This window comes from Paracoccus sp. 08 (assembly GCF_024105395.1).
In the GTDB taxonomy this organism is placed as follows: Bacteria; Pseudomonadota; Alphaproteobacteria; order Rhodobacterales; family Rhodobacteraceae; genus Paracoccus; species Paracoccus marcusii.
The window spans coordinates 20,564-32,422 of record NZ_WEKR01000026.1; the positions used below are offsets into that span (position 1 = coordinate 20,564).

General features: G+C 63.0%; 9 protein-coding genes. 6 read left to right on the top strand and 3 right to left on the bottom strand.

The genetic code is table 11. The annotated features are described in order from the left end of the window. Nucleotides 1-180 precede the first annotated feature (180 nt). The 5 genes from GBO37_RS10540 (at nt 181) to GBO37_RS10560 (ending at nt 6,550) form a co-directional block, all read left to right on the top strand. Nucleotides 181-1,191 (top strand): ABC transporter substrate-binding protein, encoded by a 1,011-nt coding sequence (locus GBO37_RS10540; protein WP_252928867.1) that lies wholly within the window; start codon nt 181-183, stop codon nt 1,189-1,191. Further along, nucleotides 1,188-2,222, top strand: coding sequence for an iron ABC transporter permease (locus tag GBO37_RS10545; protein WP_252928869.1), 1,035 nt, complete (start codon nt 1,188-1,190; stop codon nt 2,220-2,222). Before GBO37_RS10540 ends, GBO37_RS10545 begins: the two co-directional genes overlap by 4 nt. After that, the gene (locus tag GBO37_RS10550; protein WP_252928872.1) at nt 2,219-2,974 is read left to right on the top strand and encodes an ABC transporter ATP-binding protein; all 756 of its coding nucleotides are present in this window, start codon (nt 2,219-2,221) and stop codon (nt 2,972-2,974) included. Before GBO37_RS10545 ends, GBO37_RS10550 begins: the two co-directional genes overlap by 4 nt. A 212-nt stretch (nt 2,975-3,186) precedes the next feature. Beyond that, nucleotides 3,187-3,939 (top strand): hypothetical protein, encoded by a 753-nt coding sequence (locus GBO37_RS10555; RefSeq protein ID WP_252928874.1) that lies wholly within the window; start codon nt 3,187-3,189, stop codon nt 3,937-3,939. Nucleotides 3,940-4,843: 904 nt separating this feature from the next. Further along, nucleotides 4,844-6,550, top strand: coding sequence for an AAA family ATPase (locus tag GBO37_RS10560; RefSeq protein ID WP_252928876.1), 1,707 nt, complete (start codon nt 4,844-4,846; stop codon nt 6,548-6,550). On the opposite strand, the gene GBO37_RS10565 is transcribed toward GBO37_RS10560, so the two are convergent. The 3 genes from GBO37_RS10565 to radC all read right to left on the bottom strand — a co-directional run bounded on the left by GBO37_RS10565 (nt 6,551) and on the right by radC (nt 10,747). After that, a complete protein-coding gene (locus tag GBO37_RS10565; RefSeq protein WP_127898787.1) occupies nt 6,551-7,603 on the bottom strand; it encodes a TAXI family TRAP transporter solute-binding subunit in 1,053 nt (350 codons plus the stop codon). It abuts the gene before it with no gap. Nucleotides 7,604-7,629: 26 nt separating this feature from the next. Next, on the bottom strand, nt 7,630-9,213 hold the full coding sequence (locus GBO37_RS10570) for a hypothetical protein (RefSeq protein ID WP_252928879.1): 1,584 nt from the start codon (nt 9,211-9,213) through the stop codon (nt 7,630-7,632). A gap of 742 nt (nt 9,214-9,955) precedes the next feature. Beyond that, entirely contained in the window at nt 9,956-10,747 is a 792-nt protein-coding gene (radC, locus tag GBO37_RS10575) for a DNA repair protein RadC (RefSeq protein WP_045999578.1), read from the bottom strand. 938 nt (nt 10,748-11,685) lie between these two features. On the opposite strand from radC, the gene GBO37_RS10585 reads away from it, so the two are divergent. Then, a partial coding sequence (locus GBO37_RS10585; protein ID WP_252928883.1) for a transposase occupies nt 11,686-11,859 on the top strand: 174 nt, incomplete at its 3' end.

The window sequence follows — 11,859 nt, forward strand, 5'->3', positions numbered from 1 at the left end:
AGCCTTAGAGTTGACAGCGTCGGCACAACTCCCTGTGCCGACGCTGATATTTCCGTCGCCGCAACACCGCCACCCTGCGACGCCCTCGTTGAGGAGCGCTAAAGTTGACTATTTCCGTTGCCGACCTGATCCGGCGGTGCTATCGGCCCCGCAACGTCATACACGATCAGGCAGCAGACCATGCACCAGCCCCCCCGATTCATTCTTGCGGCCTTGGCCTGTCTTGCAGCGCCCGCGACGCTGTGGGCCGAACCGACGCAGTATCCGCTGACGCTGGAGAACTGCGGCATTGAGATCACCATTGAGCAGGCGCCGCAGAATGCCGTGGCCTTGGGACAGAACAGCGCCGAGATCCTGCTGATGCTGGGGCTGCAGGACAGGTTGGCCGCGTCGGCCTTCTGGCCCACCAAGGTGCTGCCCGAGCTGGAAAGGGCGAATGCCGCCGTCGAGATCCTGACCGTCGAACAGCCCACGCTGGAAGGGATCCTGACCAAGGAGCCGGACTTCGTGGCGGCGCAGCTGCCCCTGCTGCTGGGCGATGACAGCAAGGTCGCCAAACGACAGGACTTTGCCGATCTGGGCATTCCCAGCTATCTGTCGCCCGGCATCTGCAACACCCGCGACGACGCCGGCGACATCTATGGCAGCCGTGATCAGCTGTGGAACATGGATCTTCTGTACCAGGAGATCGACGAGCTGTCGCGCATCTTCGACGTGGCCGATCGCGGGCAGGCGCTGATCGCCGACTTCCGCAAGCGTGAGGCCGATTTGCGTGCGCGGTTTGACCGCGACGACGACACGACCTTCCTGTTCTGGTTCTCAAGCCCCTCGGCCGGAGAGGACGCCTATCTGGGCGGCAAGAACGGTGCATCGGGCTTCATCGCCGACCTGCTGGGCGGCCGCAACGCGATCACGACCGAGGCGGAATGGCCGACCGTCGGGTGGGAGGGCATCATCGCCGCCGATCCGACCTACATCGTCGCAGCATCGCTGGACCGCGACCGGTGGGACCTGGACCGCGCCGACAACAAGATCGCGTTCCTGGAAAGCGACCCCTCGGTCAGCCAGATGCCCGCGGTGCAGCAGGGCCACATCCTGACCATGAACGGCGCGGCGATGAACCCGACGATCCGCACCATCTATGGCGCCGAGGAGCTGGCCCGTCAGCTGGACGCGCTGCAGGGGAAATGAGCGTTTCGGCCCATCGCGGCAGGGGCGGTTTCGCCGCCCTGCTGATGATCGCGACCGCGGCCCTGACGGTCGCGGTGGCCTTGGCCGTCAGCATTGGAGAGATGCGGATCCCGCTGGCGACCGTCGGCCTGTCGGCCACCAACCACCTGGGCTGGACCGATGCCCAGATCAGCCGCATCCAGGACAGCGTGATCTGGGACCTGCGTCTCAGCCGGGCGCTGGTCGCGGCGCTGTGCGGGGCGGGATTGGCGATCTGCGGTGCGATCCTGCAATCGCTGCTGCGCAATACCTTGGCCGAACCCTATGTGCTGGGCGTGTCCGCGGGTGCGTCGACGGGGGCCGTGGCGGTGATCATCCTGGGCGTCGGCGCGGGCACCGTGTCGCTGTCGGCCGGAGCCTTTGCCGGGGCGCTGGCGGCCTTTGCCTTCGTGGCGCTGCTGTCGGACGGCGGGCGCGGCGGGCCGGATCGCACGATCCTGGCCGGGGTCGCGGCTGCACAGCTGTTCAACGCGCTGACTGCCTATGTCGTCACCACCTCGGGCAACGCGCAGCAGGCGCGCGACGTGATGTTCTGGCTGCTGGGCAGCCTTGGCGGCGTGCGCTGGCCGGAATTCCAGCTGCTGGCCGTGGTGATGCTGATCGGGCTTGTCGTCTGCATCTGGTATGCACACGCGCTGGATGCCTTCACCTTCGGCGACGACGCGGCCGCATCCATGGGGATCGCGGTGGGCCGGGTGCGGATCGTCCTGTTCGCGACGACGGCGTTGATCACCGCGACCATCGTCAGCATGGTCGGATCCATCGGCTTTGTCGGGCTGGTCGTCCCCCACGCGGTGCGGTTCCTGATCGGGCCGGGACACATGCGTCTGCTGCCCGCCTGCGCGGTGGTCGGCGCGGTCTTCATGGTCCTGGCCGACATCGTCTCGCGCAGCGTGATGACCCAGCAGACCCTGCCCATCGGCATCGTCACCGCGCTGGTGGGCGTCCCGTGCTTTTCACTGATCCTGTACCGCGCGAGGGCCACGGCATGAGCATCGCAGCCACCAACCTGTCCTGGAGCGTCGGGCGCAAGGCGATCCTGCATGACGTGTCGCTGCGCGTTCAGCCGGGCACGATCCTGGGGCTGTTGGGGCCGAACGGGTCGGGCAAGTCCTCTCTGCTGCGGCTGTTGGCGGGGCTGCGGCGGCCGGACCGGGGCCAGGTCACGCTGGATGGACAGGACATCGCGGGAATGCGCCGGCGCGACCTGGCACGGCGCGTGGCTCTGGTCCAGCAGCACGCGCAGACCGAAATGAACGTGACCGTCCAGGAGGTCGTGATGCTGGGACGGACACCCCACCGCGCGCCTCTGGCGGGATGTTCGACGGCCGACATGATCGCGGTCGAACGGGCGCTGGAACAGGTCGACATGACCGCGTTCCGCCATGAAAGCTGGCAGGGCCTGTCGGGCGGCGAGCGTCAGCGCGTCCAGATCGCCCGTGCCCTGGCCCAGCAGCCCCGAGAGCTGTTCCTGGACGAGCCGACCAATCATCTGGACATCCAGCATCAGCTGGACCTGCTGCGGCTGGTTTCCAGACTGGGGCTGACCAGCATCGTGGCGCTGCACGATCTGAACCACGCGGCCATGTTCTGCGACCGCCTGCTGGTGCTTGACCAGGGCCGCGTCGTGGCGGATGGTCCCCCGGCCGAGGTGCTGACGCAGGACCTGTTGGCCGACGTGTTCCGGGTGACATGCGATTTCCATCACGCGCGCGACGGACGGCGTCACATCCTGTTCCAATAAGACCTGTGGTCAGGGCCGACAACCTTGACGGAACAGCATGGCGTCTTTCGCAATTAAGCGTTGAAATTAAGCGATTTTTTGCCGTTCAGCGGGGATAACCGGAACTTGACGTGACACGCGGGCGGGGTCCGTTATGCATCCCACAACGCGTACGACGCCCTGATGGCTGATCAAGGTGCCAGGACGCACGCATCACAGCAAAGGCCCGTGACATGACCCAACGCCGCAGCCAGCTGACAGCCCGCCTTGGGGCGCTGACCATGACCGCCTGCCTAATCGCCGCGCAGGCGGGGGCGCAGGGCAACACGGGGGGCATTCCCACTGCGCAGGACATCTGGCGGCACCTGCCGCCCCTGCCCGGCCAGGCTGCCGCACCCGAACCGCAGCCGGCGCCCGAAGCACCCCCGGCGCCCCGACCCGAGCGGGCGGCACCGGTGGAACCCGCTCCCCGCACTCCGGTCGCCGTCGCGCCACCCAGCCCGCGTGTCGCGGCGCCGGTACCCGTGCCCGTCGCGCCATCACCGGCGCCCGTGCCGGTTCCTGTGCCTGTGCCCGTTGCGCCATCGCCGGTGCCTGTCTCACCTCCCGGTGCACCCGTATTCACACAMCCCCCCGCCACGACAGCCCCCGCGCCGTGGAATGGCATCCCCGCGGCGACACCGTCCTTCGGATCGCGGACATTGGCGCAGGCGCGGGTCGTGATCCACTATCCCGAACGCGGCGGGTTCGAGCGTTCGCAGGAAATCAGCCGCCTTCTGCGCGCCCTGGGCACGGCCGAGGTCGAGACCCGTCCCGTCCGCTACGCAGTCGACCGCCAGAGCATCCGCTATTTTCAGGACGCCGACCGCGAGGTTTCCGGGACCATCGCCGACCTGATCGGCGGGGGTGGCCGGGCGACGGTGGCAGACTTCACCTTCTTCCGCCCCACCCCGCGTGACGGCACGATCGAAATCTGGTTGCCGTGATTGGGGGCGTCTGTATTGGCGCCTCCGGAGAGCGGAATACTCTGGCGTGAAGCCAGGGCGATCGTGACTTGCCTTTCCGGGTGGGCTGGCCTTTCCCCTAAAAAACTGGCCATGAAATCGCCAGCGCCTAATACTGGGCGTCTCGATTGCGCCAGCCTGCCGATCATTTAAAAGCTCAGTATACTTGCAGTTTTCCTGAACGCTCCAGTGGTGCCGAAAGCGACAAGCTCTCCTCCAATATTCGCTACATGGTTGATGGATTATATTCGGATCAACCTTTTGGAGAATATGGCTCAATCATCCATATCGGTAAAAGAAGTGAAATATGCTGTTCTATACTTAAAAGTCCGGGCAAGACTTTCTATTATGCGCATGCGCCACGGCATCAACAGATGCAAAGCCGTTTGCGCTAATAACGCCCAGAAGGGCATTTTAAGATACCAAAAGTATTAACGTGAAGACGTACACTACTTATTGGATATCGTTCGCCAAGTTCCAAGACCATTAAATTACATGAAGTTGATTTATAACAAAAATTCCAAAAAATCACCTTATGGATATTCTAGCATTATCCCTAACAAATCTGTCAGTCATACCATATACACAAGCCCATACTGGTATGATTTAAAAAACTCGGCATTTCAAGCGATCACACGAAAGACTCCTATATAATATATGTGCCGCATGTTGTCCCGAAGCGTCAGTGGACGGTTCAACAGAACTGTTCATCATGGCATCGCCATACCGCCGGACAATACCAACAATTGACATGCACTTTTCAGGGACCTGAGCAGGTGGCCGATGGACCCTCGCGCCATTCTTGTTTACCTTGGTTAACAGAGCATTTCGATTGTGTGGCATCCGTTGCGGTGTGCCTGGACCTCGTGCCTTGGTGGAGAGAGCAGTGGACAACGCCTTTGATACACTGTCCTGCCCCTGCTTCGCGTCGGCACCGGGCCGGCATCAACTGTATCTGACCGAAGCGCATCGTGATCATCTGGCGATGATCAAGGCCTGGACCAAGTTCGATCGTGGGCTGCTGGTCCTGTCGGGGCCGGCCCGGATCGGGAAGACGGTCCTGACGTCGGAGTTCATCGCGCAATCCTCCGGTGACATGAAAATCGGACGGGTCACGCTGGATCGTCCGGGCATGGATCTGTCGCAGGAAGTGCCTAAGGCGTTCGGCATCAGTTCCCCTGACCCGCTGACGGAACTGACACGGCTTCTAAAGAAAGGGCGCTCGACCTACCGGAAATGTGTCCTGATCGTCGACAATGCGCATCTGTTGTCCGAACCCTCCAAGGAATTCCTGGAGGAGATCACGGCCGCCTCGGGCTTGCCGCAGCCGCTGTATGTCCTGCTGGTCGGACGTGGAGAGGCCGCCGCCCTGCTCGACCCCCCAATTCATGAGGAGTTGCGGCGCAGGATCGGGGGGCATCTGCGGATGCAGCCCCTGACGCAGGCAGAGACCGCCGCCTATATCACTCATCGCTTCCGCGTCCGGAAATGCCCTTGTCACGGAGGACGCCAGCCTTTCGATGCCGGCGGGCTTTGGCTGATCCATGAGGCCTCCGGCGGCAATCCCGGCCAGATCGACCGCCTGGTGCGGCACTGCCTGTCCCGGGAGCGCATGGCTCCAGGCGGCCGGATGGACGAAGTGTTCGTCCATGCCTGTCTGTCTGACTTGGCGCAGGCCGGGACCCTGCCCCACCCACTGCCCGACCTGCCTGCAGGCGGGTACCGCGATGAAGCGGCCACCATCAAAGAACCCGCTGCACCGCCGTCTTTTCCGGAACCCTATGTCGGGACGGCGCCCGCGGGGCATGTGCCCTTGCTGCTGGAGGAGCCGCCCGCGCGTCGGTGGCAGACGCCCGCCCTGGCCGGCGCGGCCGTGATCGGTTTTGTCGCAATCGGCGGCTATGTACTGACCCCCGGCCGGGCGCCCGTCGATCAGGCCGCGGAAACTCCGGCGGTGGTTGTCCAAGCACCCGAAGCGGCGCCCCCTGCACCCGCGCCCATCGCACCGGAACCCGTGGCCGAGCCCACCCCGCGGCAGGCCGCGATCGTGACGGAGGTCGAGGAGAATGCCCCGGACGCGCAGATTCTCCTGACGCAGGCGCTCGAGGCGGATATCGTCGATCAGGCGGCGGCGCTGGCGCTGTACAAACGTGCTGCGCTGTGGGGCAACGAACGGGCCGCGTACTATTTAGGTCAGCTGTACGAGACCGGCATCGGGGTCGAGGCCGATCCGAACAGCGCCCGCGCATGGTATCGCAAGGCACCCGATATCTCGGGCGCCGTTGCACGGCTGCGCGAGCTTGATGTCGCCGATCCGTCCCCCGCAGAGGTTCCCGGCATGCCCACCCCGAACCGCCAGACCATCCTGACGGCAGGTCAGTCCGAACTGTACTGGTCCGCACCCGATGGGCCGGACCCGGTGCAGTACCGCGTGGAATTCAACGTCGAAGGATCGGAGCAGATCGAACAGATCGACACCGACCTGACAGCTGCCCTGATCGAACAGCCCGTTGCACGGTGGCGGGTCGCGGCCCTGCGCGCCGACGGTACGCCCGGCCCGGCATCGGACTGGGCGGTGCCGACGGCGCCCTGATCAGCAGCCCAGAACGGCGCAGATGTTGCGGCGATAGGCGGCATTGGCCTCGCTGTCGGTCGGCGTCTCGGCCTCTGGCGCGACGGGGGTGCAGCTGGGCACGTATTCCGGGTCGATCCCCCGGTTCACGCAGGTCGAGATGTCCCAGCCCGGCGGAATGTCGGTCAGGTCGACCGACTGCCATTTTGCATGACCGTCGGAGCGCAGGGTGTCAATGTTGGACAGGATCAGCGACGACAGGTCCGACACGCCGCGGCAGCTGGCCTGATGATAGCGGTTGCCACGCGGATCGTATTCATACGTCATCAGCACCGCCTTGACGGCGACCAGGTCCACCGGGTCCGGCTGAAAGGCATAGGTCCCCCCCGCCAGCGTCGCCGGGGTATAGACCGCCTGCAGCGTGTCATCCTGGATCGGCAGCAGGTGGAACTGCTCTCCGTCGATCTCGTTTTCGGCATACAGCGCGGCCGGCGCCCCCGCGACATAGAAGAAGGCATCGATGTCGCCCGCTTCCAGTTGCGGCAGCGCATCGCCGGGTGCGATGGGCAGCACCTCGGCCGGTTCGATGCCGGCCAGAGAGATCATCAGCGATGCGGTCAGATAGGTGCCGCTGTCCTCGACCCCGATGGCGACCCGCTTGCCGTTCAGCCCGCCGAAATCGGCGATGTCGCGGCGCGCCAGGATGTGGACCTCTTCCTCATAAAGGGGAAAGGCGATCCGAACGCCGGCGATGGCCCGCGCCACGGCAGGATCATCGCTGGCGAATGTCTGCATGTATTCCAGCACGTCGTTCTGGACGATGCCGAACTGGGTGTTGGGGCGCTGACGCACGGCCAGGAAATTCTCCAGCGAGCCGGCCGATTCGACGACCTCCAGGTTCTGGCCGCATTGCTGCATCAGGCCGCTCAGGTCGCGACCGATCTGGATATAGGTGCCGGTCGGCGATCCGGTCATGATCGTCATGTCGGCGTTCTGGGCATGGCCTGCGACGGACATGCCGGACGCCACGCAGATCCCGAAGGCAAGGCGTTGCAGAAGCTTGGAAATTGGCATCGTCGTCTCTTTCCGCTTGAGGAATGTCAGCATCCGTCCAGCCCGGCCAGAAGGACAAGCAACGCTTGGCGGTTGATGGGGTTCTGGACCTCGCGCAGCGCGTCGATGGTGCACTGGCCTTCGACCAGCAGGTCGCGCAGCCGGTCGCGCGACGCCTGTGATTGCGGAAGACCGGGCGTGGTGGCCAGGATGGCGCTGACCTGATCCGCGTCCCGCGGTTGCAGAGCCAAGCCGTCGTCACCGGTGACCGCCAGTTGCGCGTCTGCCGCAGGTTCCTGCGTTGCCACGGGGGCCGGTTCGGCGGGCGCATCCGTCGGCGGCTCGGGGGCGGCTGCCTGCTCTGGCTCAGCCTGCTGTGCGGCCAGGTCGGTGCTCAGCGTCTCGATCTGCGTCTGCAACGCTGCGGCACGCTCCTCCTGCACGGCGATCTGTGCGGCAAGGCTCTCGGACCGGTCCAGCTCGGCCTGCATCGCGTCGCGACGCGTGGTCAGCTCTGCCAGTTCCGACTGCACTGCATTCAACTCGGCCACGGCCGCGGCCGCCTGTTCCTCCTGCTCCGCGATTTGCGCGGAGAGGTTTTCGGACCGCTCCAACTCAGCCTGCATCGCATCGCGACGCGTGGTCAGCTCTGCCAGTTCCGCCTGGAGGGCATTCAGCTCCGCCTCCGCAGCGGCAGCCTGCTCCTCTCGCTCCGCAACGTGCGTGGAGAGGCCTTCCGCCTGTTCAAGCTCCGTCTGCATCGCATCGCGACGGGCAGTCAACTCCGAGAGTTCCGTCTGAACTTCGTCCAACTGGGCCTGAGCGGCGGCCATCTGATCCTCCCGCTCTGCAACCTGTGCAGAGAGGCCTTCGGATTGCTCCAGTTCCGCCCGCGCCGCGTCGCGACGTGTCGTCAGCTCAGCCAGTTCAGCCTGCGCGGCGGCAAGCTGTGCCTCAACGGCAGAAGCCTGCTCCTCTTGCTCCGCAACCTGTGCAGAAAGGCTTTCGGACCGCTCCAATTCCGCCTGAATCGCATCGCGACGCGTTGTCAGATCGGCCAGCTCTGCACGCATCGCGTCAAGCTGCGGTTCAATCTCCTGCCGCGCAGAGGTCATCTCTTCACGGCTGGCGGTGGCGGCTGCTATCTCCTCCTCCAGCACGGCAAGTCTCTGTGCCTGCTCCTGCTCGGTCGTGCGAAGATCTTCCGTCTGTTGAGCCAGTTCCTCCGCCTCGGCGCGCCGCGCTTCGAGGGTGGTGTTCAAGTCCTCAAGTTCCGCCTCAGCCGCCGCGATCCGGGTTCTCAGATCAGCATCCTGCGCCTCTGCACTCTCGGTGCCGCTTTCAACCGTGCCCTGGTTCTCTTGCGCGCCGGTAAGGCTCTCCTGCTCCTGCGCAAGCTGGCTGGTCGCCGCCTCGATCCTGGCCGTCAGGTCGCTCAGCTCCGTGCGCGCTGCCTCGACTTGGGGCTCCAGCTCGGCAGCCTCAAGCTCCATTTGCGCGATGATCTGACGCAAGGCCTGCGCCTGCGCGGCCAGATCATCCGGCGTCGCCTGCGCCAATGCCAAGGGAGCCGTCCCCAGAAAGCCGACCGCTGCCAGAGCGGCTATCGGAACACGAGAAAACACGAACACAATTAAAATCCTCCGTAGTTTCATAATGAAGCCACATGACGGATTGTCAAGTTTGGCCAGCCCAGATGCGGGGATTCATCTGTAGAGAAATCCCCGCAAACGCTCCTGATAGCGCACAGCGCATCTGAATCACTAACCGTGCAAATCCGGCGCGCTATCGCCTGATCGGAACACCGTGTTTATGGACGTACATGGCGCCGCGACACGAGAAAACCTACGCTGTCAAGGACGGGCAGCGCGCAAGGTTCTGCATGCATTGAAACTTCAGCTCTGCGAGATGCCTATTTCGGGATAGTGAGATCTGTCCGCGAACTTGGCGGCAGAGTCGCAGGTTCTATTGAGCCTAGGTACAATGCTACAGACGCACAGACAGTCATGTCCCTCCTCGGTATCTGTACATTCTATCGCGGAGCAACGAGGTAATTAGGGCCGGCTGTGATGTTACGAACGTGTCCTGTTCCCTGCGCGATGAAATGATGGCAGCGAGCGTCAGTTCTGAGACTGATCCAGTCGCTACCTGACATAAGGATTTACCAACAAGCCGGCACGCCGTGGCCATGCTGACCAGACCAGAACCAATTTCCATCACAGGAACCGCGTCCGATTCGGACGGGTCCTTTCCGTTACTCGACCAATACCAAGTCGATCCAATTATGCCCTCGCTCGGTTCCGCCGTTGGCATCATATCGATTGGATACGGCGCAGTACGCCCGGTCTTGGCGGCAGCTGAAACCCGAATGGACTACAACAGCCCCTGCTCCCGGAATGACGCCTCTGCATCCTTGCCGATGATGACATGGTCGTGGACCGAGACATCGATCGCCTCACAGGCCGCAGCGACGCGGGCGGTCATGGTGATGTCCTCGTCACTAGGCGTCGGGTCGCCGGAAGGATGGTTGTGGACCAAGATCACGGCGCTTGCGTTCAGCTCCAGGGCGCGCTTGGCCACCTCGCGGGGATAGACCGGCACGTGCCCGACGGTGCCGCTGCCCAGGGCCTCATCGGCGATGATCGTGTTCTTGCGATCCAGGAACAGCACCCGAAACTGCTCGGTCTCGCGATAGGCCATGCAGGTGCGGCAATAGGAGATCAGCGCCTGCCAGGACGACAGCACCTCGCGCTGCAGAACCTTGGCCTGGGCCATCCGCTGCGCGAACGCGTCCACCAGCCGCAGTTGCAGATAGACCCAACGGTCCGCGCCCTCGACCTGCCGGATGCGGTGTTCGGATGCCGCGACGACGCCGTTCAGATCCCCGAATGTGGCAAGCAGGCGCTTGGCCAAGGGCTTGACGTCGATCTTCGGCACGGCGTTGAACAACAAAAGCTCCAGCATCTCGTAATCGGGCATCGGCGCATGACCGCCCTCCAGAAAGCGGGTCCGCAGCCGTTCACGATGACCCCAGTAATGCGGCCGGGCGGTCCCGTCCGTCCCTGTCACCAGCCCGCCGCCCGCCGCGGCATCGGGCTTCAGCCGGTCCGTCATGCGGAAGGACCTGGTGAACGCGGGCTCGGTCACCGCCTCGGGGGGCGGCATGCGAGCCTCGAGGTCGGCCAGACCTTTGAGCGCCTCTTCGGAGAACCCGCCCGGCGACCGAATCGGAAGCTCGACCGTATCCCGCACCTCCTCCGTTTCCGACGCCTGCACCTTGCCGCTTCGACCCCAGATCATGATGCGCCCCCGTCATACCGAAATACGATGCCGGGCAATCGTCTTGCGCATTCCCGGCCCTCAGCGGGACACATTGCGCAAATAAGGTAAATCAAACCTTAACGGGCAACACGGCAGGCACTGGAAATGCGGGCTTGATGCAGGAAACTCATTGCCGGCTGCCCAAGCCACGACGTGTATTTCATTGCCGCGGTTGGTTCTGCCGCAAAGGATCAACATCTCTCGCACAGGCCTGCATCGTCCCTCTCTCTGCCGCTCAGGAAATCAGACCCACACGCCGCCGAATGGCCTCGTCACAAACCGAGATCTCGGCATCTAGAAACGCATCCGCATCCGGCCCGCACATCCACAGCAGCGCACGGGCGAGCCAATCCAACAATAATAAATTAGAACACGTCATATTACTCCCGACGCGATTAAATTATATGTCAATTTACATATCCCGCAATAAATAAACCACTCAAGTTTGATGTTGGCGCTATATCTGAGCATTTACAGAGATCTGCTCATTCCCTAAATGCTATTAGCGCGTAAGAAAATATGCCACAACCACAATTGCAATCTGCTTTACTCCATTACGAACTGGAATCTGTGGTCCATGACAAAATATAATCATCTGCCGCAATAAGGAAATGAAAAATATAGTAAAAATACTGTTAATCTATATAAATTTGAAATTAAGATTTTTTACGCTGAGGAACTGCCGGAGTCCTTGCATTGTCGGAACGCTAGGGCCATGACCCATTAGTGGGTTTTGACCCCCTTGCCGGCGTGTTTCACGCTCCCGAACTGATGGGGGCATGCTGAGCAATCTTTTTTGGCTGAGTGACGAGCAGATGGCGCGGCTGCGGCCGTTCTTTCCAAAGAGCCATGGCCGCCCACGGGTCGATGATCGGCGGGTCTTGAGCGGGATAATCTTCATCAATCGTAATGGCTTGCGTTGGTCCGATGCGCCGCCAGAGTGTGGTCCACCGAAG

Excerpts from the sequence above, each read along its gene's own strand:
- GBO37_RS10540 (WP_252928867.1), top strand. The coding sequence starts at position 181 with ATGCACCAGCCCCCCCGATTCATTCTTGCGGCCTTGGCCTGTCTTGCA.
- GBO37_RS10565 (WP_127898787.1), bottom strand. The coding sequence starts at position 7,603 with ATGCCAATTTCCAAGCTTCTGCAACGCCTTGCCTTCGGGATCTGCGTG.
- GBO37_RS10550 (WP_252928872.1), top strand. The coding sequence starts at position 2,219 with ATGAGCATCGCAGCCACCAACCTGTCCTGGAGCGTCGGGCGCAAGGCG.
- GBO37_RS10545 (WP_252928869.1), top strand. The coding sequence starts at position 1,188 with ATGAGCGTTTCGGCCCATCGCGGCAGGGGCGGTTTCGCCGCCCTGCTG.
- radC (WP_045999578.1), bottom strand. The coding sequence starts at position 10,747 with ATGCCGCCCCCCGAGGCGGTGACCGAGCCCGCGTTCACCAGGTCCTTC.